The sequence below is a fragment of the Rhodoferax sp. EU05-FHT12H12 genome, assembly GCF_058791215.1.
Genome location: NZ_JBYTDI010000003.1, coordinates 161,363 through 183,883, shown reverse-complemented (window position 1 = coordinate 183,883; position 22,521 = coordinate 161,363). Strand labels below are relative to the sequence as shown.

Genomic DNA, 22,521 nt, shown 5'->3' with positions numbered 1-22,521 from the left:
GGCCGTGATTATTTCTTAAGTGAGATGCGAACATGCCAGTCCAGAAGTCCGTACCGGGCTCGTTCTTGCTGGTCGTCCAGAGCGTTGAACTCGCACTGCCCCGCAGGCGGCTTGGCCGCCGTGCACACAAACGAGGCTTTATTGCCGAGTTGCCACATGCCTTGGGCGTTACGCGCCTCGCCCGTGAAGAACATGGCTCGCGGCGCGTTCATGGGGTCGGGCTGAGCGGGCAGGTCTTTAAGCAGATTGCGCCCGGCGTTGATATAGGGCGCATCAATGCCCGCCAAGGGCAGCAAGGTGTTGAACATGTCGCGGTGGCTGGCCGGCTGGTCCAGCTGGTTGCCGCAAGTGAGCTTGCTGCCCCAGATCACAAAGGGCACTTGGCGCACCAGATAGCGGCGGCTGGCCTCGGCGTAGACGCCAAACGAGCGCACATTGTGGTCGCCCGTACCGGCAATGATGGTGGTGTCCTTGAGCGGGCCACTTTGCACCTCTTGCACAAATCCGCCCAGCAGGTCCGCCGCGTAGTGGTAGCTGTCCAGGTTGGGGATGAGTGTCTCCGAGTTGGTTTCTCCCTTCCAAAGACTCATGTCGCGCGGCACGCGTTGGTAGTCGGCGGGCAGGTCATAAGGCGGGTGGTTGGTGCTGGTGAGCACAAACACAAACAGCGGCTTGTCGGTGGGCTGGGCGGCCATGCGTTTGCTCAGGTACTTGAAGACATAGCTGTCCCACACGCCCCAGATGCCCAGTGTGGCCTCGGGGTAGGCTTCCTTGAGGGTGTTGGCATCCACCACTTCGTCGAAGCCCTGCACTTTGAGCACGCGGTTCAAATCGCGCCAGCCCGAACGGGCGGAGGTCACAAACAGCGTTTGGTAACCGGCGTCCTTCACCACCTTGGCCAGCGCCCAGGGAATGGGCTTACGCCCCACGTCGCCCAGCGTGAGCGGGGTGATGGGGGTGGAGAACAGAATGGCTTCCAGCGAGGGGTGGGTGCCTGCATGGGCCGAGTCAAAGTTGCGGAAGTGGCACACCTTGCTAGGGTCCGTCAATGTGGGAGCCAGACGCCCCAGCACATCGAACTGGGGGCTCTGGTAGAGCATGGGCTCGGCGCTCCACGACTCCATCAGAAAGAACACCAGGTTTTTCTTGGCCGTGCCCATCGGCAAGGGATCGTGCTGGTAGAGCGCGGCCTTGACTTCCTCGTCCGACCCCATGGGCAAGCCGAGCGCCTGGGCCGCAGCTTGCGGGGACTCGAAGCCCATGGCCTTCAGGCCCACCAGCGGGTCCGACAGGTTTTGCGACTGGCCCCGGCTGTCCCACGCGTACTTGAGGGCAATGATGCCGTTGGGCACCATGTCGTTGAGAAACTGCGAAGTGGTGACCGTCAAATGCTGGCGCTGCAGCGCCATCTGCCGCAAGGTGCCCTTGCCCGCAAACAGCATGGCAAACAGCACCAACACGGCCACCAACACCTTGGTCATGGCATGGCGGGTCTGCAACAAGGTGTCCGGCTGCAGGCGCTGCACCAAGCCGCGGTGCAAGGCGATGGCAGCCCAGGTCAGTGCTGCCGCCAGCAACAGGGTCCAGATGACCGGAAAGTCGCGCCAGATGGTTTCCAGCACGGCGGCGGTGTCGTCCTCCACCAGCCCGAACACCAGGGAGTCGATGGGGGTTTTGTAAAAGCCGAAATAGTGCAGATTGACCAGCGAGGCCATCACAAACACAAAGGCCACCACACCGGCGATACGCGCCTGCACCTTGCCCGACACCCAGGGCAAGAGCAGGAGCAGCACAAAGCCCGCAATGGCGCTGACCTTGAGGTCAAAGCGCAGCCCCTGAATCACCACCGCGGTCAGGTCAGCACCAGACGCCTGGTAGCCACTGGGCCAAAAATAGGCCAGTTGTCCGAGCCGAACCAAGGACAGTGCCAGCACCAGCGGCACCACCAGCACCCAGGCGCGCAACAGGCCGCGCAGGGCACCATGGAGAAGGGTTGTCAGGGTACGGGCAATGGCGGATTTCATTCAGGTTAGGACAATGTAGGGCTAGGTTTCACCGCAGGGCCGCCCCAAGGTGAACGCGGCCCCCTCGGGGGGCAGGGCGCCACACGCAGTGGGTAACCGTGGGGGCAATGCTCTACATTGTCTCAGCGAACAGCTCCCGGCCAATCAGCATGCGGCGAATCTCACTGGTGCCAGCCCCGATTTCGTACAGCTTGGCGTCACGCCACAGGCGGCCCAGCGGGTATTCGTTGATGTAGCCATTGCCGCCGAAGATCTGCACGCCCTCGCCGGCCATCCAGGTGGCCTTCTCGGCCGTCCACAAAATAACGGAAGCGCAGTCCTTGCGCACCTGGCGCACGTGTTCGGTGCCCAGCAGGTCCAGGTTCTTGGCCACGGTGTACGCAAACGACCGGCCGGCCTGCAGCACGGTGTACATGTCGGCGACCTTGCCCTGGATCAGCTGGAATTCGCCAATGCTCTGGCCGAACTGCTTGCGGTCGTGGATGTAGGGGATGACGTTGTCCATGACGGACTGCATGATGCCCAGCGGGCCGCCGGTGAGCACCGCACGCTCGTAGTCCAGCCCGCTCATCAGCACCTTGGCGCCGCCGTTGACCTGGCCCAGCACGTTTTCCAGCGGCACTTCCACGTTCTGAAATACCAGCTCGCCGGTGTGGCTGCCGCGCATGCCCAGCTTGTCGAGCTTTTGCGCAATGCTGAAACCGGGCATGCCCTTTTCGATCAAAAAGGCGGTGACACCACGCGCGCCCAACTCGGGCTCGCTCTTGGCGTAGACCACCAGCGTGTCGGCGTCGGGGCCGTTGGTGATCCACATCTTGTTGCCATTGAGCAGGTAGTAGCCGCCTTTGTCTTCGGCCTTGAGCTTCATACTCAAGACATCCGAACCCGCCCCGGGCTCGCTCATGGCCAAAGCGCCCACGTGTTCGCCACTGATGAGTTTGGGCAGGTATTTGGCGCGCTGCGCGTCGGTGCCGTTGCGCTTGATCTGGTTGACGCACAGGTTGCTGTGCGCGCCATAGGAGAGGCCCACGCTGGCCGATGCGCGCGAGATTTCTTCCATGGCAATCATGTGCGCCAGGTAACCCATGTTGGCGCCGCCGTATTCCTCGCCGACGGTGATGCCGAGCACGCCCAGGTCCCCCATCTTGCGCCACAGGTCCATCGGGAACTGGTCGTTGCGGTCGATCTCGGCAGCGCGGGGGGCGATTTCGGCTTGGGCAAATTCGCGCACCGCGTCGCGCAGGGCGTCAATGTCTTCGCCGAGTTGGAAATTCAGTCCGGGCAGGTTGTTCATGGAAGTCTCCTCGTGATGGTGTTTTGAAATGGCCGCTCAGCTGGCAGCTTTTTTGGGGGTGGTGGCGGGCCGGCTGGCCTTGGCTTCGCTGGCCAGCAGCAGCGCCCGTGCTTCGCGCTGGTGCACCTTGATCTCGTCCAGATTGGATTGGAGCTCGGCCATCTGCTCTTCCACCTGCTTGCGGTGGGCAGCCAGCACGTCCAGAAACTTCTTCAACTGCGCCCCCGTGTCCCGCGGACTGTCATACATCTCGATGATGTCCTTGGCCTCGGTCAGGCTCAGCCCCAGGCGCTTGGCCCGCAGCGTGAGCTTCAGGCGGGTGCGATCACGCCCGCTGTACACGCGGTTGCGCCCGCCCGGCCCGGTGCGCTCGGGCTCCAACAGCCCCAGGTCCTCGTAGAAGCGAATGGCACGGGTGGTCAAATCAAATTCTTTGGCCAGATCGCTGATGCTGTAGGTGGTGCTCATGGTGCGGTAAAGGTGGCGACAGGGCAGCAGGCCCCGCCTGTCTACAATGCCCAAGATTGACGTTTACGTAAACGTCAATTATGAAGCAAAACGATTGGGGCTTATGAACGACCTGGAACAGCGCCTGCATTACCCCTTGGGCGACGCCCTGCCCGAGAACGGCCGCTGCATCGAGGTGGCGCCGGGCATCAAGTGGATCCGCATGGCCCTGCCCTTCGCGCTGAACCACATCAACCTCTGGCTGCTGCGCGACGAGATGGACGGTGTAGCCGGCTGGAGCGTGGTGGACACCTGCATTCACCGCGACGAGGCCAAGGCCCAGTGGGAAGAGATCTTCGCCCACGAGCTGGAAGGCCTGCCCATCCTGCGCGTCATCGCCACCCACATGCACCCCGACCACATTGGCCTGGCGCACAGGCTGTGCCAGCGTTGGAACGCACCCTTGTGGATCAGCGGACTGGACTACCAGGTGGCGCGCCTGGCCTGCATGGCGCCGACCAGCTTTGGCGGTGCACGTACGGCGGCCTTCTTTGCACAACATGGGCTCAACGATGCCCAGACCCAGACCCAGCTGCTGAACCGGCGCGACTACTTCACCACCCTGGTGCCTTCGGTGCCCGACGACTACCACCGCCTGCTGGACGGCCAGACGCTGCGCATAGGCGCGCACAGCTGGCGCTGCATCAGCGGCTACGGCCACGCGCCCGAACACATGGCGCTGTACTGCGAAGGCCTGAACGTGCTGATAGGCGGTGACATGATGCTGCCGCGCATCTCCACCAATGTCAGCGTCTACGAGTCCGAGCCCGAAGCCGACGCACTGGCCCTGTTCCTGGGTTCCATCGACAAGTTCCGTCCCCTGCCCGAGTCCACACTGGTACTCCCCGCGCACGGCAAGCCCTTCACAGGCCTGCATGAACGCATCCAGCAGCTGCACGACCACCACCGCGCCCATCTGGACAAGGTGCGGCAAGCCTGCCGCCAGCAGGCCTGCAGTGCCGCCAACATCATTCCCGTGCTGTTCACGCGCGCCATGGACTTTCACCAGACCACCTTCGCACTGGGTGAGGCCGTGGCCCACCTGCACGCGCTCTGGTATGCGGGGCAGCTGCAGCGCACGCGGGGCGCTGACGGCGTGTTGCGCTTTGCAGCCACCCCGGGCTAGCCGCACACCGCTGGTCAGTTACAAAACTGGAACGCTGCAGGACACCCTGCCGTAGCGCCTGAGGGCGCAACGATCGCCGCTACAGTGGGCCCATGCTGCGCACCCACCATTTGCTGTTTTACGCCTCCTTGCTGCTCTCGCGCCTGGCGGACCAGGTCTTGCTGTTTTTGGTGCCACTGGTGGTGTACCAACAGACCGGCAGTGCGTCGTGGACCGGGATTGCATTTTTTGTGGAAACACTCACGCGTTTTGTCGCCTTCCCCGTCTGCGGGGTGCTGAGCGACCGGCACCCGCCCATGCGCCTGCTGCGGCAAAGCCAGGCCCTGCGGGCTCTGAGCTGCATCGCCGGACTGGCAGCCGGCGTTGCCTTGCATGGGCATGCCGCGCTGGTGGCACTGGTGCTGGTGTCGGCGGCCTGCGGTGTGTTCACCACCCAGGGCGTGATGGCGCGCGAGGTGCTGCTGCCCCACATCTTTCCCGGGGACCGGTTTGAGCGGGTGTTGGCCCACGCGCAGATTGCCGACCAGTTGGGCATGGTGGCCGGCCCGGCGGTGGCTGCTGCGGCCCTGGCACTGTGGCCCTGGCAAGGCGTGTTGGGGGTCAGCGCCTTGTTGTTTCTGCTGGCCGATGCCGGGCTGGCCTGGTGGCAGCGCCAGCACACCGGCGCCCTGCCCCAGGGCCGCAGCGCGCAGGGGGAACGCTGGTGGGTACCGCTGCGCACCGCACTGCACCACATCGTGCAACTGCCCGGCCTCAAACCGCTGATTGCGCTAGCGGCCGGCGTCAACCTGGTGGTGGGTGTGACGCAAGCCACCGCCGCCGCCATGGTGACCGGCCTGCTGGCCCAAAGCAATGCGGTGTATGCGCAGCTGCAAACCGCGGGTGCGGTGGTTACCGTGCTGGTGCTGGCCTGGGTGGCCCGCGTGCACTGGCGCGGCCACGCGCTGGGCGTGTGGTCCTACACCTTGTTGCTGGCGGGTGGGCTGATGACGGCCTGGGCCGTGCACCCCGCGGTGTATGGGCTGGGCTTTTTGCTGGTCATCGGGTTCGACAAGATGTTCAGCATCTACATCCGTGCCAGCCGTCAGCGCATCATCCCGCCGCAAGACTTTGGCAAAACCAGCGGTGTGGTCGTGCTGCTCAACAACCTGACACAACCGCTGGCAGGGCTGGCCGTCGGCCTGGGTGCGCAGGGCGCGGACGCACGCGGCGTGATTACCGTGCTGGTGCTGGGCATGGGACTGATCGGTGGGGCCGTGCTGTGGATTGGGCGCGGTGCTGCAAGCCCAAAGCAAATCGGCTAAGGTTTGCGCTCTTTGAAAAGGGAGCGCTTTGCATGATTGACCTGTACTACTGGACCACGCCCAACGGCCACAAGATCACGATGTTTCTGGAAGAGGCCGGCCTACCCTACCAGTTGCACACCGTCAACATTGGCCGCGGCGAGCAGTTCCAGCCCGAGTTTCTGGCCATCGCACCCAACAACCGCATTCCCGCCATCGTGGACCAGTCGCCCAGCGACGGAGGCGCAGCGATTCCACTGTTTGAATCCGGCGCCATCCTGCTGTATCTGGCAGACAAGATCGGCCGCTTTGTGCCGCAGGACCTGCGCGGGCGCAATGTGGCGCTGCAATGGTTGTTCTGGCAGATGGGCGGCCTGGGCCCCATGGCTGGGCAGAACCACCACTTCAACCAGTACGCGCCCGAGAAACTGCCCTACGCCATGGAGCGCTACACCAAGGAAACCGCGCGCCTGTACGGCGTGCTGAACAAACACCTGAGCGATGGCCGCGAGTACATTGCGGGCGACTACAGCATCGCCGACATGGCGAGCTACCCCTGGGTCGTGCCCTACGAACGCCAGGGCCAGAAGCTGGAAGACTTCCCCCACTTGGCCGCCTGGTTTGCCCGCGTAGCGGCGCGCCCCGCCACCGCACGCGCCTACGCGATTGCCGACAGCATCAAGAACCCGGGCATGGACGAGGCGGCCAAGAAGATTCTGTTTGGGCAGGACGCCCAGACCGTCCGGTAAACCGCAGGCTCCCCGCTAGGGAGCGACCACCAAGGTCTGGATGGAAGGGACGTCGTCAAACGCAGTCGGGGGCTTGGAAAAAGCGATCGCCTTGTTCACGCCGTCTTGCAGAAACCTCACCACTGGGGCAGGGTCGGGTCCTTGAGGCTGCCGCGCAACTCCGCGTAATCGGGTACGACCGAGCGCACGGTGTCCCAGAAGCGGGGGCTGTGGTCCATCACGCGCAGGTGGCTCAGCTCATGGGCTACCACGTAGTCGATCACGGCCTGGCGGAAGTGGATGAGGCGCCAGTTCAGGCGGATGGAGCCATCGGACTTGGCGCTGCCCCAGCGGGTGCCGGCGTTGCTGAGGCTCAGCTTCTTCCACTGCACCTGCAGCTGGGGCGCGAAGTGGTCCAGGCGCTGCACAAAGTTGGCCTTGGCCTGGCGCATCAGCCAAGCCTGTACGGCGTCGCGGATCTGTTCGGGCGTGGCGGTGTGTGGCAGGGCCACATGCAGCGGCAACACGCCCTGCGCATTGGGCTCTGCTGCCAGCTGGGCGCCCTTGGCAGCAAAACCGTGGCCGGCGTCCAGCACCATGCGCACGGTCTGGCCCAAGTAGGGGAACTCGGCCCCGTCTTGCCAGACCACTTGGGTCTGCTGCTGCCGGGCCTGGCGCTGACGCGTCTCGGCCAGTTTGCGCAGAATCCAGCTGGCTTTTTCCTGCAACGCCGCATCCACCTCGGCCAGCGGCGTCCAGCGTGGGGCACGCACGCTCAAGCCGTCGGGCCCCACGGCAAACCCAATGGTGCGGCGCTTGCCGCGGGCAAAGGCATAGGCCACCACGGCACCGTCCAGGCGCACCTCGCGCGTGGCTTTGGGATGGGCGTAGTGGGCGGGTGAAATCGCCTGCTGCAGCGGTTGCCCGGCCACAAAGGGCTGGTCCGGTGGGATATTTGCTATGTTTTTAGGAGCTACTTGCGCAATATCCACGGGGGCCTGGGCCTCAAAAGGCTCAAAAAGATCGAGGGTGTAACGCAACAAGGCCGCCCCCACACTCCCTGCGACACCTGCGGCATTGCCCACTGGGGGCAGCCGTTTCACCTTGGGGCGACCCGTTGGTGAAACAGGACGCTGGCTAGCCAAGGTAGGCCTCGGGGTCCAGGCGGCGCATCTCGGCCTCGATCCAGGCCTGCACCTCTGCCATCAGCTCCTTGGGCTCGCGGCCTTCGCTGGGGATGGGTTTGCCAATCGACACTTCCACCACGCCCGGCGTCTTGATAAAGGCCTTGCGCGGCCAGCACTTGGCCGAGGTCACCGCGACGGGAATGACTGGTGCCCCTGTCGCCACGGCCAGGCGCGTGCCGCCCAGCTTGTAGGTACCGGTCTGACCGCGTGGAATGCGTGTGCCTTCGGGAAACATGATGACCCAGATGCCCTGGGCCAACAGGCGCTTGCCCTGCGCCACCACTTTGGAGAACGACTCGGCGCGCTGGCTGCGGTCGATATGGATCATGTCCAGCCGCCCCATGGCCCAACCAAAAAAGGGCACATAGAGCAGCTCTTTCTTGAACACATAGGCCAGCGGGTGCGGCATCAAGGTGGGCATCAAGAAGGTCTCGAAGGTGGACTGGTGCTTAACCAGCAGAATCGCGGGAGCGGTGTCGCCCGTGGGCAGGTTCTCCCAGCCGATCACATGGGTGCGGATGCCCAGCAGCACACGTGCGCCGCCAATGGCCCAGCCCAGCCAGCGCACCGCCATCCACCACAGTGGTTTGCCGCGCACGCGGATGGATGCGACCAGCATGATGATGCCCCAGGGCATCACCGTCACCAGCATCCACAGCATGTGGAGGCTGGAGCGCAGCACGGCCATCAGCCAGTTGGGGCGGGCGGGTTGCCCAATGTTCGGAACCGGGGGCATGCCGCTCATGCCTGTGCCACCAGGTGTTCGGCAAATGCAGCCAGGTCGTCATGGACGATGGTGCCGGCAGGAAAGCTCTCGGGCAACTCGCGCCCCTTGTAGACGGCGGCCTTGCCGGTCAGCACCAGGTGCGGCACACAGCCCACGGCGGCACCGGCAATCAGGTCGCGCGCCGAGTCGCCCACGGCGGGCATGCCCTTGAGGTCCACGCCAAAGCGCTCACCAATCTGCTCGAACAGGCCCGGCTCGGGCTTGCGGCAGTGGCAGTTGTCATCAGGCGCATGCGGGCAGTAAAAAATGGCGTCCACCCTGCCACCGACTGCCGCCAGCATGGTGTGCATCTTGGCGTGCATGGCGTTCAGCGCCACCACATCAAACAGGCCGCGGCCCAGGCCGCTCTGGTTGGTGGCCACCACCACATGCCAGCCCGCGTGGTTGAGCTTGGCAATGGCTTCGAGCGCGCCCGGCAGAGGCCGCCACTCGTGGGGCGATTTGACGAACTCCGCACTGTCGATGTTGATGGTGCCGTCGCGGTCGAGGATGCAGAGTTTCATGGGGGCTGTGGTCCGGTTAGGCAGCGAGCTTGGACAGATCGGCCACGCGGTTCATGGCGTCGTGCAGGCACTTGAGCAGGCCCAAACGGTTCAAACGCAGATCCAATTGCTCCGCATTCACCATCACATCCTCAAAAAACGCATCCACCGGCACGCGCAGTGCGGCCAAAGATTGCAAAGACGCGGTGTAGTCCCCCGACTGCCACTGGTTTTGTGCCTGGGGCAATACGGTTTGCATGGCAACGAAGAGCGCTTTTTCGGCCGCTTCCTGCAGCAGCACCTCGCTCACATGCGCATCCACATCGTCCGTCTTTTTGAGGATATTGCTGATCCGCTTGTTGGCGGCGGCCAAGGCGGGGCTCGCGGGAAGTGCGGCAAAGGCACGCACGGCCGCCAAGCGCTTGGCGACATCCCCCAGGCGTTGGGGCTTCAAGGCCAGCACAGCGTCCACTTCCTGGGCGCTATAGCCCTGCTCGCGCAAAGAGCCGGCCAGGCGGTCGAAGATGAAGTCGGACAAGGCGGTGGAGGCATCCGAGATCTTGTCGCCGAAAGCAGGCGCCGCACCTTGCACCAAAGCCGACACGTCCAATGCCAAGTCTTTCTCGACCAGCATGCGGATCACGCCCAGCGCATGGCGGCGCAGGGCAAACGGGTCTTTGTCGCCGGTGGGCAGATTACCGATACCGAACATACCGACCAGGGTTTCCAGCTTGTCGGCCAGCGCCACCACCACACCCACATCGTTGCGCGGCAGGCTGTCGCCCGCAAAGCGCGGCTTGTAATGGTCTTCAATCGCATGGGCCACCGCCTCGGGCAGGCCGTCATTGAGCGCGTAATAGCCCCCCATGATGCCCTGCAGCTCGGGGAACTCACCCACCATGTCGGTCACCAGATCGGTCTTGGCCAGTTGCGCGGCCTGGTCGGCTTGCGCCACCAGCGTCAAGTCCCGCAGCTGATGAGCAATGGTCCTAGCTATCACGCGCACGCGCTCCACCCGCTCGCCCTGTGTGCCCAGCTTGTTGTGGTACACCACCTTGCCCAAACCATCAACACGCGAGGCCAGCGTCTTTTTGCGGTCCTGGTCGAAGAAAAACTTGGCATCGGCCAGACGCGGACGCACCACGCGCTCATTGCCACCGATCACAAAACTCGTGTCGTCGGGGTTGATGTTGCTCACGACCAAAAACTTGTTGGTCAACTTGTTGTTGGCGTCCAGCAGCGGGAAATACTTCTGGTTGGCCTTCATGGTCAGGATCAGGCATTCCTGCGGCACGTCCAGGAACTGAGTCTCGAACTCGCAGATCAGCACATTGGGGCGCTCGACCAGCGCGGTCACTTCGTCCAGCAGCGCGTCGTCGTCGATGGGCTTGCAACCGCCGCCCACTTTGGCTGCCGCAGCTGCCAGTTGACGAACGATCTCGGCACGACGCTCGGCGAAACTAGCAATCACGGCGCCATCCATGGCCAACACGGCGGCATAGGCATCGGCATCGGGGACCACCACGGGCGACACAGCCGCTTCAAAGCGGTGACCCTGCGTGCTGTTGCCGGCGTTGAGACCGAGCGCCTGCACCGGCACAACGTCACGCCCATGCAGCGCCACCAGACCATGTGCGGGACGCACAAAACTCACACTACTCCAGCCCGGCAGTTCGCAGCCGCTCTCCAGCTGGTAGGTCATCACCTTGGGAATGGGCAATTTGGCAATCGCGTCCAGCAGCGCCTTTTGCAGGCCTTCGGTCAGCGTGGCGCCTTTGACGGTGCTCTCAAAGAAAAGGGCCTCAGCCTTACCATCGGGCGCACGCTTGAGGTTCGCCACCGCAGATGCGTCCGCACCCAGGGCTTGCAGCTTCTTCAGCAATGCGGGGCTTGCGTTGCCAGCCGCATCCAGGCCCACAGCCACGGGCATCAGTTTTTGGGACACGGCTTTGTCGGCCGCCTGTGCGGCAACGGACGTGACGTGCACGGCCAGACGACGCGGCGACGCAAAATGGGTCACCACCGCATCGGCCGCCGCCAGCCCTTGGGTTTTCAGCGAATCCGCCAACACGGAGGAGAACGCCTCACCCAGCTTCTTCAAAGCCTTGGGGGGCAGCTCTTCCACAAACAGTTCAACGAGCAGGTTTTGGGTAGTCATCGTCATTGCTCTCACGCGGCTTTCTTCGTCATCTGTTCCACCCACTCGCGCGGTGCCATGGGGAAGCCCAGGCGCTCGCGGCTCTCGTAATAACTCTGCGCCACGCTGCGCGCCAGATTGCGGATGCGGCCGATGTAGGCTGCGCGCTCCGTCACGCTGATGGCGCCACGCGCGTCCAGCAGGTTGAAGCTGTGCGCACACTTGAGCACTTGCTCGTACGCCGGCAGGGCCAACTGGTTTTCCATCAAATGCTTGGCTTGTTTTTCATGCGCATTAAACGCGGTGAACAGGAAGTCAGCGTCGCTGTGCTCGAAGTTGTAGGTGGACTGCTCCACCTCGTTTTGCTTGTACACGTCGCCATAGCTCAGGCCTTCGGTCCATGTCAGGTTGTAGACGTTGTCCACGCCCTGCAGGTACATGGCCAGGCGCTCCAGGCCATAGGTGATCTCGCCGGTAGCAGGCTTGCAGTCAATGCCGCCGACCTGCTGGAAGTAGGTGAACTGCGTGACCTCCATGCCGTTGAGCCAGACTTCCCAGCCCAGGCCCCAGGCGCCCAGCGTGGGGTTTTCCCAGTCATCTTCCACAAAGCGGATGTCGTTTTTCTTCAGGTCAAAGCCCAGAGCTTCTAGCGAGCCCAGGTACAGCTCGAGGATGTTGCTGGGCGCTGGCTTGAGCACCACCTGGTACTGGTAGTAATGCTGCAAACGGTTGGGGTTCTCGCCATAGCGGCCGTCCTTGGGGCGGCGGCTGGGCTGCACGTAGGCGGCCTTCCAGGGCTCGGGGCCAATGGCGCGCAAGAAGGTTGCGGTGTGCGAGGTGCCGGCGCCCACTTCCATGTCATAGGGTTGCAACAGGGCGCAGCCCTGGTCAGCCCAGTAGGACTGCAGTTTCAAAATGATTTGCTGAAAAGTAAGCATGGTGCGTGGGCTGGTGCGCGGCGGGGTGCCGCGGCAAGAACGTTCGTTCGAGTAAACCCCGCATTTTACGGGGCTGCGGCTGCTAGCGCGTGCGGCGGCCCGCACGCCAAGCCGCACCGGCCAACAGCAAGCACACCACCCACAAAGGCCAGAGCCCGAAGCGTGCTGCCCACCAGGCAAATGGCGTCACCCCGGTGCGGCCTTGCACCTCGCCCACCAGCACGCCGCGGGTGCGGGTGGGCAGGGCTTTTTGCACCACGGCCTGGTGGTCCAGGATGGCGGTAGCACCCGTGTTGGTGGCCCGTACAAACGGCCGCTGAAACTCCAGCGCGCGTGTGCGTGAGATGTTCAGGTGCTGGTCCAGCGCAATGGAGTCGTTGAACCAGCCCAGGTTACTCACATTGGCAAACACCGTTGGGGCCTGTGCGGCGTCCGTGAACCGGCTGGCCAACTCCTCACCATACAAATCTTCGTAGCAAATGTTCGGCGCCACGCGCTCACCGGCCACCGACAAGGACGGCTGGCCCAGGGGCCCGCGGTTGAAGTCGCCCAGCGGGATATTCATCATGCGGGTGAACCACTTGAACAGCGGCGGAATGAACTCGCCAAACGGCACCAGGTGGTGCTTGTCGTACCGCCAGAGCTCGGTCTGCCCCGGTGCCAGACCCAGCACGGAGTTGGTGTAGCCCTGTGTGTAGCTGCCCAATGGGATACCTACCAGTGCCACTGACGTGCCGCTGGCAAAGCGCTGTTGCAGTGCAGTCCAATAGCCGTCCGGCAACTGCTGCGGCAACAAGGGCACGGCGGTCTCTGGCGCCACGACAAGCGCAGTGTTACTGGCCAGCAACTGCTGCGCGTACCACTGCAGCGCCATTGGCACGCCACTGCCTGTCTCAAACTTCTCGTCTTGCGGAATGTTGCCCTGCAGCAGGGTGACGCTCAAGCTGCCACTGGCTTGGGTCCACTGATTCCACACAGGGGGGGCAATCAGCGGGAGCGCCAGCAAGCCCGCCAACACGACGGCGTTGGCGAGCCCTTTGCGTGCCAGTAGACCCAGCGTAGCCGCGCCAAAGGCGGCCAGCCAGCCCACACCATAACTACCCAGCCAGGGCAGGTACCAGGCCAAAGGACCATCGAGGTGCGCATAGCCCACCGCACCCCAACCAAAACCCGTGAGCCAGGTGCCACGCGCAAGCTCGGCCATGGTCCATAAGGCGGCGAAGCCCAAGGCCAACAGCACCGGTGGGGCCCTGCGCCAGCGCCAGAACAAGTAGCCAGCGATGGCGTAGTACAGCCCCAGGGCCGCAGCCAACGCGACGATGGCAAGCACCGCGAGCACCGAGGGCAGGCCACCGTAGGTATGCAAGGCAATAAAGAGCCACCAGAAGGTGGTGCTGAGCCACACGGTGGCAAAACACCAGGCCAGGCCCGTCGCCGCACGCGCAGTGGGTGCACACAACAGTGCCGCCACGAAGATCCCATGGGCCAACAGCTGCAGCCACCACAGCGTGTCGCCGCGGTCAAGAAAAGCATCAAAAGGCCATGCAGCCCCCGTGGATTGTGCGCAAGCAGCTATCAATACAATAGCAAACCACATCCGCGATACGGGCGCAGCAGGCGCCCCGGCAAAGTACGTGGCCCCTGCGGTCACGCCGCAGCAGTTTCGGTGGTGGGCGACACCTTGAACCACTTGACCGCCCCCCCCTTGGTGTGCAGGACCAGAAAGTCCAGCCCGCCCAGCGTGTAGCGTTCGCCGCGCTTGGGCACGTGGCCCATCTCGTGGGCGATCAGACCGCCAATGGTGTCAAAGTGGTCTTCAGGGTCGGACCCCGCCAGGATGACCGAGAAAGCGTCGTTCACGCGCTCCAGTGGCGTGTCGCCACTCACGCGGTAGGTGCGGTCGGCCAGGGCGAAGATATCGCCCTCGTCTTCGGGAATGTCGAATTCGTCTTCAATCTCCCCGACGATCTGTTCCAGCACATCTTCAATGGTGATCAGCCCGGCCACACGGCCAAACTCGTCAATCACGATGGCCAGGTGGTTGCGGTTGCCACGAAACTCCCGCAGCAAGTCGTTCAAGCCTTTGGACTCCGGGACAAACGCCGCGGGGCGCAGCAAGGCGCGGATATTGAGTTCAGGCGCCCGCTGCAGCTTGAGCAAATCCTTGGCCATCAGGATGCCAATGATGTTCTCACGCTCCCCTTCGAACACCGGAAAGCGCGAGTGCGCGGTGTCGATCACGGTGTGCAAGAGGCTGTCCAGAGGTTCCTGGATGTTGAGCAGGTCCATGCGTGTGGCAGGAACCATCACGTCGCCGGCAGTCATGTCGGCCATGCGGATCACGCCTTCGAGCATGACCCGGGATTCCGCTCCGATGATGTTGTTGTCCTCCGCCTCCGCCAACGTTTCGATCAACTCGGCGGTGGAATCCGGTCCAGGATGGATGAATTCGGCCAATTTTTGGAGAAAGGTGCGCTTATCTTCTTTTTCAGACAGGCGCGCAGGATGAGGATCGGACACTCGATTAGGGCAAATAACTGCCGTGGTTGCGGAACGCCAAGGATAGCGGATTTGAAAGTCAGGGAGAACTGCGCTGGTTGGCATCAATCGTGTCGCGGCGTATAGCCTGCAGATCGGCCAAAAAGCTCCAAAAACTCTTCGCCTGTGATTTCAGCCGATAGTCGGTCTGTGCAATCTGCTCTTCGATTATTTCTGTGACCCGTGAGTCCAGTGTTGCAGGCGGCAAGCGGAGGTAGGCTTCGGACTCCGCACCGTCACGCTCGACTTTTGCACCAGCATTGCGCGCAATTTTGAGCATGGCTGCGTTCTCGCTCAGGGCATGGATAAACATGAGGCTGATGCCATCATTGGCAGCGTGCATGGCCGCACGATCGAACAGGCGGGCTCCATAGCCCCGCCCACGCGCTGCGGGCAGCACAGATACACCAAACTCGGCACAGTTGTCATGTCCTTGGTCCTGGGCATAGGCCAGGTGTGCCACTGCAATCAGCGCTAGCTTGCGGTTATAGATGCCAAATATCTCGTCGCGCTCAAAGTCCAAGGACGCGGAATACCTTTGAATTTGCTCGTCATTGGCCCAATGGCCGAACCGCAAGTAACGGTCATGGGGTGCGAGCGCGAGCAGGTGTTCCGTTATCCGCCCCCTGTGGTTTTCACCCAAGGACCGGATGGGCACCAGCGCTGGCGCAGGGCGGCTCGGAGCCTCGGCCTCCCGCTCTGAAGGCGGCCGCAAAAACTCCCGCCCGGCCTCGAACGAGGCTTTGATCAGAGTTTTAGTGTCCACCATGGTGTAACTATAAGGGTTTTCCCCTAGTCAGGACACCTCAATCTCGTTGAACTTGTTGTTCGTTAATCCCTATGGCTGCGTGTATGGTGGTGACTCTGTCTTTTGCCACATGTTCGCTTATGGATGCCGCAACCACGATTCGTCACTCTCTGTCCCGCGTCGTAGACCTGCGCGCACAAGCGGCTGCATCACGCCCCCTGCAGACGGCACTGCAGCACATCAAGCAATTTCAAGCGCGCCGGTTCGCTGGTACCTACCAAGATTTGTTGCGTTCTCCCACATTCGCCGCACCAACCGGTTTTTTCCTTAACGAACTTTACGGCGTCCGGGACTTTTCCGACCGTGATGCCCAATTTGCACGTATCGCCAGCGCGTTACAAACTTTTTTCCCAAAACAGGTGGTCGCAACCGCTGTTGCGTTGGCCGAGCTACATGCCTTGACGGAGGAGCTTGATCTGGAGATGGCGCATCAGTATTTGCAGTTGCACGCACATGCATCACAATCGATGCTGGATGGCAGCGTTTATCTAAAGTGCTGGAAGTCCGTTGCGAATCCCGCGCTGCGCCTGGGGCAACTCCAGTCAGTGCTGGAGATTGGCCGGGAGCTGGACAATCTCACGCGCACCAAAGGCCTGCGTATGACTTTGCGCATGATGCGTGGCCCCGCCAGAGCAGCTGGCTTGCAGGCTTTGCAGTCCTTTTTGGAAGTCGGTTTTGACACGTTCGCCAGCATGGAGGGCGAAGGGCAGCAAACGAAACAATTTCTGTGCACCATCCATGAACGCGAGACCGCGTGGATCGAGAAACTGTTCAATTCGCCCCCAAGCTTGTGCGAAGCTGAATTGGAAGCTTGCCTTGCAAAGGCTTTATAACTCGTCCCCTCAAGCGAGTGGGTCGGGCAAACGCTGGTAGACACGAGGGGCGTAAAAGTAATGGCCAAAAAAAAGCCCCGTCTAACTAGACGGGGCTTTTTCCACTGTAATAGCCTGACGATGACCTACTTTCACACGGGAATCCGCACTATCATCGGCGCTGACTCGTTTCACTGTCCTGTTCGGGATGGGAAGGAGTGGTACCAAGTCGCTATGGTCGTCAGGCATAACTTTTTGTCATCCAGACGAGGTCTGGACAACCAATTTATAGAGCTAATCAGCTTGTCTTTCGACGCTGTGCATGCTGCTTAGACATGTCACAGGTATTTTGAATGCGTCAACTTGGCATAACTTCCTTGAGACACTTTCGTGAATCAAAGTTATAGGGTCAAGCCGCACGAGCAATTAGTATCAGTTAGCTTAACGCATTACTGCGCTTCCACACCTGACCTATCAACGTCCTGGTCTTGAACGACTCTTTAGGGGGCTCAAGGCCCCGGCAGATCTCATCTTGAAACGAGTTTCCCGCTTAGATGCTTTCAGCGGTTATCTCTTCCACACTTAGCTACTCGGCAATGCCACTGGCGTGACAACCGATACACCAGAGGTGTGTCCACTCCGGTCCTCTCGTACTAGGAGCAGGCTTCCTCAAATCTGCAGCGCCCACGGAAGATAGGGACCAAACTGTCTCACGACGTTTTAAACCCAGCTCACGTACCTCTTTAAATGGCGAACAGCCATACCCTTGGGACCGGCTACAGCCCCAGGATGAGATGAGCCGACATCGAGGTGCCAAACACCGCCGTCGATATGAACTCTTGGGCGGTATCAGCCTGTTATCCCCAGAGTACCTTTTATCCGTTGAGCGATGGCCCTTCCATACAGAACCACCGGATCACTATGTCCTGCTTTCGCATCTGCTCGACTTGTCAGTCTCGCAGTTAAGCACGCTTATGCCATTGCACTATCGTCACGATGTCCGACCGTAACTAGCGTACCTTCGAACTCCTCCGTTACGCTTTGGGAGGAGACCGCCCCAGTCAAACTGCCTACCATGCACTGTCCCCGATCCAGATAATGGACCTAGGTTAGAACCTCAAACACACCAGGGTGGTATTTCAACGTTGGCTCCACGATACCTAGCGGCACCGCTTCAAAGCCTCCCACCTATCCTACACAGATCTGTTCAAAGTCCAATACAAAGCTACAGTAAAGGTTCATGGGGTCTTTCCGTCTTTCCGCGGGGAGATTGCATCATCACAAACATTTCAACTTCGCTGAGTCTCGGGAGGAGACAGTGTGGCCATCGTTACGCCATTCGTGCAGGTCGGAACTTACCCGACAAGGAATTTCGCTACCTTAGGACCGTTATAGTTACGGCCGCCGTTTACTGGGACTTCAATCAAGAGCTTGCACCCCATCATTTAATCTTCCAGCACCGGGCAGGCGTCACACCCTATACGTCCACTTTCGTGTTTGCAGAGTGCTGTGTTTTTAATAAACAGTCGCAGCCACCGATTTTTTGCAACCTCATTGGGCTCCATCCGCGAGGGACTTCACCTACTAAAGGCACACCTTCTTCCGAAGTTACGGTGTCAATTTGCCGAGTTCCTTCTCCCGAGTTCTCTCAAGCGCCTTAGAATACTCATCTCGCGCACCAGTGTCGGTTTGCGGTACGGTCGTGTGTAGCTGAAGCTTAGTGGCTTTTCCTGGAAGCAGGGTATCACTCACTTCGAGTGCAAGCACTCTCGTTATCACTCCTCATCTAAGCCCGGCGGATTTGCCTACCAGGCACGACTACAAGCTTGAACCAACATGTCCAACAGTTGGCTGAGTTAACCTTCTCCGTCCCCACATCGCACTACACATCGGTACAGGAATATTGACCTGTTTCCCATCAGCTACGCATCTCTGCCTCGCCTTAGGGGCCGACTCACTCTACGCCGATGAACGTTGCGTAGAAAACCTTGCGCTTACGGCGAGGGGGCTTTTCACCCCCTTTAACGCTACTCATGTCAGCATTCGCACTTCTGATACCTCCAGCACGCTTTACAACGCACCTTCACAGGCTTACAGAACGCTCTCCTACCACTTGCAATAAATTGCAAATCCGCAGCTTCGGTAACTGGCTTAGCCCCGTTACATCTTCCGCGCAGGACGACTCGATCAGTGAGCTATTACGCTTTCTTTAAATGATGGCTGCTTCTAAGCCAACATCCTGACTGTTTTAGCCTTCCCACTTCGTTTCCCACTTAGCCAATTTTAGGGACCTTAGCTGGCGGTCTGGGTTGTTTCCCTCTTGAGTCCGGACGTTAGCACCCGGTGCTCTGTCTCCCAAGCTGTACTCTGCGGTATTCGGAGTTTGCATTGGTTTGGTAAGTCGCCATGACCCCCTAGCCAAAACAGTGCTCTACCCCCGCAGGTAATACTTGAGGCACTACCTAAATAGTTTTCGGAGAGAACCAGCTATTTCCAAGTTTGTTTAGCCTTTCACCCCTATCCACAGCTCATCCGCTAGTTTTGCAACACTAGTCGGTTCGGACCTCCAGTACCTGTTACGGCACCTTCATCCTGGCCATGGATAGATCACTTGGTTTCGGGTCTACACCCAGCGACTAGACGCCCTATTCGGACTCGATTTCTCTACGGCTTCCCTATTCGGTTAACCTTGCCACTGAATGTAAGTCGCTGACCCATTATACAAAAGGTACGCAGTCACCCTTGCGGGCTCCTACTTTTTGTAAGCACACGGTTTCAGGATCTATTTCACTCCCCTCCCGGGGTTCTTTTCGCCTTTCCCTCACGGTACTAGTTCACTATCGGTCAATGATGAGTATTTAGCCTTGGAGGATGGTCCCCCCATATTCAGACAGGATTTCTCGTGTCCCGCCCTACTTGTCGCAAGCTCAGTACCACACAGGTCATTTCACGTACGGGGCTATCACCCGCTATGGCCAGCATTTCCAGGCTGTTCCGTTATGTCTTGTGCTATCACTTGCAGGCTTCTCCGATTTCGCTCGCCACTACTTTCGGAATCTCGGTTGATGTCTTTTCCTCGAGCTACTGAGATGTTTCAGTTCACCCGGTTCGCCTCGCATACCTATGTATTCAGTATGCGATACCCCAAAGGGTGGGTTTCCCCATTCGGAAATCTCCGGATCAAAGCTAATTTGCCAGCTCCCCGAAGCTTATCGCAGGCTATCACGTCCTTCGTCGCCTATCATTGCCAAGGCATCCACCATGTGCTCTTATTCACTTGACCCTATAACTTTGACGTTTCTTTCGAAACCAAAGTTATCTACAAGGAATATTGTCAGGTCTTTCACCTGACGCGTTATGCCGTATTCAATTAACTTGAATAACTCGAATTTCAAACGTGAAGTTTGATATTCATTTTGACGCAATCAAAATTATGTTGCTAACCACTACGCAAGGCACGGTCTGCACTAAACCTTTACGAATGTGCAGTTTCCTCACGCAGCTTATATGTTAGCAACGCTGATTAAACTCTATAAATTGTTAAAGAACAGCCGATTGATCAAGAGATCTTGATCAACAACAAAGTAGCCTTTAGCCCCTAGGGGCTTAAAGCAACTTTGGTGTTGACTTAATAAGTATCGTTGAATGGTGGAGGATGACGGGATCGAACCGACGACCCCCTGCTTGCAAAGCAGGTGCTCTCCCAGCTGAGCTAATCCCCCATGGTCATAGACTATTGGACGGGATGGTGGGTCTGGTTGGTCTCGAACCAACGACCCCCGCCTTATCAAGACGGTGCTCTAACCAACTGAGCTACAGACCCAAGCCGGTCACTTTGGACCAAGCAAGCCTGATCGTTAGCGACAACCTTCCAACAACCGATAAGTGTGAGCGTTCAAATTAAGTTGCAGTTTTCCAGAAAGGAGGTGATCCAGCCGCACCTTCCGATACGGCTACCTTGTTACGACTTCACCCCAGTCACGAACCCTGCCGTGGTAATCGCCCTCCTTGCGGTTAGGCTAACTACTTCTGGCAGAACCCGCTCCCATGGTGTGACGGGCGGTGTGTACAAGACCCGGGAACGTATTCACCGTGACATTCTGATCCACGATTACTAGCGATTCCGACTTCACGCAGTCGAGTTGCAGACTGCGATCCGGACTACGACTGGCTTTATGGGATTAGCTCCCCCTCGCGGGTTGGCAACCCTTTGTACCAGCCATTGTATGACGTGTGTAGCCCCACCTATAAGGGCCATGAGGACTTGACGTCATCCCCACCTTCCTCCGGTTTGTCACCGGCAGTCTCATTAGAGTGCCCAACTAAATGTAGCAACTAATGACAAGGGTTGCGCTCGTTGCGGGACTTAACCCAACATCTCACGACACGAGCTGACGACAGCCATGCAGCACCTGTGTTACGGTTCTCTTTCGAGCACTAAGCCATCTCTGGCGAATTCCGTACATGTCAAAGGTGGGTAAGGTTTTTCGCGTTGCATCGAATTAAACCACATCATCCACCGCTTGTGCGGGTCCCCGTCAATTCCTTTGAGTTTCAACCTTGCGGCCGTACTCCCCAGGCGGTCAACTTCACGCGTTAGCTTCGTTACTGAGTCAGTGAAGACCCAACAACCAGTTGACATCGTTTAGGGCGTGGACTACCAGGGTATCTAATCCTGTTTGCTCCCCACGCTTTCGTGCATGAGCGTCAGTACAGGTCCAGGGGATTGCCTTCGCCATCGGTGTTCCTCCGCATATCTACGCATTTCACTGCTACACGCGGAATTCCATCCCCCTCTACCGTACTCTAGCTATACAGTCACAAATGCAGGTCCCAGGTTGAGCCCGGGGATTTCACATCTGTCTTATATAACCGCCTGCGCACGCTTTACGCCCAGTAATTCCGATTAACGCTCGCACCCTACGTATTACCGCGGCTGCTGGCACGTAGTTAGCCGGTGCTTATTCTTACGGTACCGTCATTAGCGAACTTTATTAGAGCTCACCGTTTCGTTCCGTACAAAAGCAGTTTACAACCCGAAGGCCTTCATCCTGCACGCGGCATTGCTGGATCAGGCTTGCGCCCATTGTCCAAAATTCCCCACTGCTGCCTCCCGTAGGAGTCTGGACCGTGTCTCAGTTCCAGTGTGGCTGGTCGTCCTCTCAGACCAGCTACAGATCGTCGCCTTGGTGAGCCTTTACCTCACCAACTAGCTAATCTGATATCGGCCGCTCCAATCGCGCGAGGTCTTGCGATCCCCCGCTTTCATCCATAGATCGTATGCGGTATTAGCACAGCTTTCGCTGCGTTATCCCCCACGACTGGGCACGTTCCGATATATTACTCACCCGTTCGCCACTCGCCACCAGGATTGCTCCCGTGCTGCCGTTCGACTTGCATGTGTAAGGCATGCCGCCAGCGTTCAATCTGAGCCAGGATCAAACTCTATAGTTCGATCTTGATTTTTCGCTCTTTCGAGCAACTCATAAATTGGAATCGACGTGAATATCATCTCTGACTTTCACATCTTTTTTACTTCATGAGCGTTTAAAGTCTTGCGACTTAGTTCCAAAGAACTTGGCAACCACCTTCAAACGCCCACGCTTATCGGCTGTAAATTTTTAATGATCCGAAACATTTTTTACTTTGTTTCGCTTACTTTGCTGTGATCAGCGAAGCCTTGAATTATGACACACTTTTTGAAGCCCTGTCAAATCAAGCAAAAGTTTTTTGCTTTTTTTAGAACTGCACGCAGCACTAAAAAAAACACCCCGCCGAATGACGGGGTGTTTCCACTGTAATAGCCTGACGATGACCTACTTTCACACGGGAATCCGCACTATCATCGGCGCTGACTCGTTTCACTGTCC

Annotated in this window: 15 protein-coding genes, 2 tRNA genes and 3 rRNA genes; 4 read left to right on the top strand and 16 right to left on the bottom strand. The window is 59.6% G+C overall.

Features of this window, described 5'->3' with window-relative positions; genetic code table 11:
* Window positions 1–8: 8 nt before the first annotated feature.
* The 3 genes from AC3WS7_RS10260 to AC3WS7_RS10250 all read right to left on the bottom strand — a co-directional run bounded on the left by AC3WS7_RS10260 (window position 9) and on the right by AC3WS7_RS10250 (window position 3,786).
* Window positions 9–2,024, bottom strand: coding sequence for an LTA synthase family protein (locus AC3WS7_RS10260; protein ID WP_492656268.1), 2,016 nt, complete (start codon window positions 2,022–2,024; stop codon window positions 9–11).
* A 112-nt stretch (window positions 2,025–2,136) separates the two neighbouring features.
* Entirely contained in the window at window positions 2,137–3,318 is a 1,182-nt protein-coding gene (locus AC3WS7_RS10255) for an isovaleryl-CoA dehydrogenase (protein WP_492656267.1), read from the bottom strand.
* A 36-nt stretch (window positions 3,319–3,354) separates the two neighbouring features.
* The gene (locus tag AC3WS7_RS10250; protein WP_296470580.1) at window positions 3,355–3,786 is read right to left on the bottom strand and encodes a MerR family transcriptional regulator; all 432 of its coding nucleotides are present in this window, start codon (window positions 3,784–3,786) and stop codon (window positions 3,355–3,357) included.
* 103 nt (window positions 3,787–3,889) lie between these two features.
* Between AC3WS7_RS10250 and AC3WS7_RS10245 the strand changes: the two genes are divergently transcribed.
* The 3 genes from AC3WS7_RS10245 (at window position 3,890) to AC3WS7_RS10235 (ending at window position 6,983) form a co-directional block, all read left to right on the top strand.
* Entirely contained in the window at window positions 3,890–4,951 is a 1,062-nt protein-coding gene (locus AC3WS7_RS10245; RefSeq protein ID WP_492656266.1) for an MBL fold metallo-hydrolase, read from the top strand.
* Between the two features lie 95 nt (window positions 4,952–5,046).
* Complete coding sequence (locus AC3WS7_RS10240; RefSeq protein ID WP_492656538.1) at window positions 5,047–6,255, top strand: MFS transporter; 1,209 nt, start codon at window positions 5,047–5,049, stop codon at window positions 6,253–6,255.
* 32 nt (window positions 6,256–6,287) lie between these two features.
* Entirely contained in the window at window positions 6,288–6,983 is a 696-nt protein-coding gene (locus AC3WS7_RS10235) for a glutathione binding-like protein (RefSeq protein ID WP_492656265.1), read from the top strand.
* A gap of 116 nt (window positions 6,984–7,099) precedes the next feature.
* Here the strand turns inward: AC3WS7_RS10235 and AC3WS7_RS10230 are convergent, their stop codons facing one another.
* From AC3WS7_RS10230 to AC3WS7_RS10195, 8 genes are all read right to left on the bottom strand, one after another.
* Entirely contained in the window at window positions 7,100–8,056 is a 957-nt protein-coding gene (locus tag AC3WS7_RS10230) for a M48 family metallopeptidase (protein ID WP_492656537.1), read from the bottom strand.
* A gap of 43 nt (window positions 8,057–8,099) precedes the next feature.
* Window positions 8,100–8,837 carry a lysophospholipid acyltransferase family protein gene (locus tag AC3WS7_RS10225; protein ID WP_296470657.1) on the bottom strand — a complete coding sequence of 246 codons (738 nt, stop codon included), beginning with the start codon at window positions 8,835–8,837 and terminating at the stop codon, window positions 8,100–8,102.
* Window positions 8,838–8,890: 53 nt separating this feature from the next.
* The gene (gmhB, locus tag AC3WS7_RS10220) at window positions 8,891–9,439 is read right to left on the bottom strand and encodes a D-glycero-beta-D-manno-heptose 1,7-bisphosphate 7-phosphatase (RefSeq protein WP_296470565.1); all 549 of its coding nucleotides are present in this window, start codon (window positions 9,437–9,439) and stop codon (window positions 8,891–8,893) included.
* Between the two features lie 16 nt (window positions 9,440–9,455).
* Entirely contained in the window at window positions 9,456–11,576 is a 2,121-nt protein-coding gene (glyS, locus tag AC3WS7_RS10215; RefSeq protein ID WP_492656264.1) for a glycine--tRNA ligase subunit beta, read from the bottom strand.
* An 11-nt stretch (window positions 11,577–11,587) separates the two neighbouring features.
* Window positions 11,588–12,493 (bottom strand): glycine--tRNA ligase subunit alpha, encoded by a 906-nt coding sequence (gene glyQ, locus AC3WS7_RS10210; RefSeq protein WP_492656263.1) that lies wholly within the window; start codon window positions 12,491–12,493, stop codon window positions 11,588–11,590.
* Between the two features lie 82 nt (window positions 12,494–12,575).
* Window positions 12,576–14,090: an apolipoprotein N-acyltransferase gene (gene lnt, locus AC3WS7_RS10205; protein WP_492656262.1), complete on the bottom strand. Its 1,515-nt coding sequence runs from the start codon at window positions 14,088–14,090 to the stop codon at window positions 12,576–12,578.
* Window positions 14,091–14,140: 50 nt separating this feature from the next.
* Entirely contained in the window at window positions 14,141–15,013 is an 873-nt protein-coding gene (locus AC3WS7_RS10200) for a CorC family transporter (protein ID WP_492656261.1), read from the bottom strand.
* Between the two features lie 58 nt (window positions 15,014–15,071).
* Window positions 15,072–15,800: a GNAT family N-acetyltransferase gene (locus AC3WS7_RS10195; RefSeq protein ID WP_296470552.1), complete on the bottom strand. Its 729-nt coding sequence runs from the start codon at window positions 15,798–15,800 to the stop codon at window positions 15,072–15,074.
* An 83-nt stretch (window positions 15,801–15,883) separates the two neighbouring features.
* Here AC3WS7_RS10195 and AC3WS7_RS10190 point away from each other — a divergent pair, with 83 nt between their 5' ends.
* Window positions 15,884–16,672 carry an FFLEELY motif protein gene (locus AC3WS7_RS10190; protein ID WP_492656260.1) on the top strand — a complete coding sequence of 263 codons (789 nt, stop codon included), beginning with the start codon at window positions 15,884–15,886 and terminating at the stop codon, window positions 16,670–16,672.
* 112 nt (window positions 16,673–16,784) lie between these two features.
* On the opposite strand, the gene rrf is transcribed toward AC3WS7_RS10190, so the two are convergent.
* The 5 genes from rrf to AC3WS7_RS10165 form a co-directional block, all read right to left on the bottom strand.
* Window positions 16,785–16,897: ribosomal RNA gene (gene rrf / locus AC3WS7_RS10185) — 5S ribosomal RNA — on the bottom strand.
* 159 nt (window positions 16,898–17,056) lie between these two features.
* A 23S ribosomal RNA gene (locus AC3WS7_RS10180) occupies window positions 17,057–19,934 on the bottom strand.
* Between the two features lie 363 nt (window positions 19,935–20,297).
* Window positions 20,298–20,373 (bottom strand) — tRNA-Ala (locus AC3WS7_RS10175).
* 24 nt (window positions 20,374–20,397) lie between these two features.
* Window positions 20,398–20,474, bottom strand: a tRNA-Ile gene (locus tag AC3WS7_RS10170).
* Between the two features lie 96 nt (window positions 20,475–20,570).
* A 16S ribosomal RNA gene (locus AC3WS7_RS10165) occupies window positions 20,571–22,105 on the bottom strand.
* Together the 16S, 23S and 5S rRNA genes with 2 tRNA genes alongside form the textbook arrangement of a ribosomal RNA operon.
* Window positions 22,106–22,521 lie beyond the last annotated feature (416 nt).

What these genes read in the sequence shown, in the direction of transcription:
- AC3WS7_RS10260 (WP_492656268.1), bottom strand. Translation starts at nt 2,024, where the DNA reads ATGAAATCCGCCATTGCCCGTACCCTGACAACCCTTCTCCATGGTGCC.
- AC3WS7_RS10255 (WP_492656267.1), bottom strand. Translation starts at nt 3,318, where the DNA reads ATGAACAACCTGCCCGGACTGAATTTCCAACTCGGCGAAGACATTGAC.
- AC3WS7_RS10250 (WP_296470580.1), bottom strand. Translation starts at nt 3,786, where the DNA reads ATGAGCACCACCTACAGCATCAGCGATCTGGCCAAAGAATTTGATTTG.
- AC3WS7_RS10245 (WP_492656266.1), top strand. Translation starts at nt 3,890, where the DNA reads ATGAACGACCTGGAACAGCGCCTGCATTACCCCTTGGGCGACGCCCTG.
- AC3WS7_RS10235 (WP_492656265.1), top strand. Translation starts at nt 6,288, where the DNA reads ATGATTGACCTGTACTACTGGACCACGCCCAACGGCCACAAGATCACG.
- AC3WS7_RS10225 (WP_296470657.1), bottom strand. Translation starts at nt 8,837, where the DNA reads ATGGCCGTGCTGCGCTCCAGCCTCCACATGCTGTGGATGCTGGTGACG.
- gmhB (WP_296470565.1), bottom strand. Translation starts at nt 9,439, where the DNA reads ATGAAACTCTGCATCCTCGACCGCGACGGCACCATCAACATCGACAGT.
- glyS (WP_492656264.1), bottom strand. Translation starts at nt 11,576, where the DNA reads ATGACTACCCAAAACCTGCTCGTTGAACTGTTTGTGGAAGAGCTGCCC.
- glyQ (WP_492656263.1), bottom strand. Translation starts at nt 12,493, where the DNA reads ATGCTTACTTTTCAGCAAATCATTTTGAAACTGCAGTCCTACTGGGCT.
- lnt (WP_492656262.1), bottom strand. Translation starts at nt 14,090, where the DNA reads ATGTGGTTTGCTATTGTATTGATAGCTGCTTGCGCACAATCCACGGGG.
- AC3WS7_RS10195 (WP_296470552.1), bottom strand. Translation starts at nt 15,800, where the DNA reads ATGGTGGACACTAAAACTCTGATCAAAGCCTCGTTCGAGGCCGGGCGG.
- AC3WS7_RS10190 (WP_492656260.1), top strand. Translation starts at nt 15,884, where the DNA reads ATGGTGGTGACTCTGTCTTTTGCCACATGTTCGCTTATGGATGCCGCA.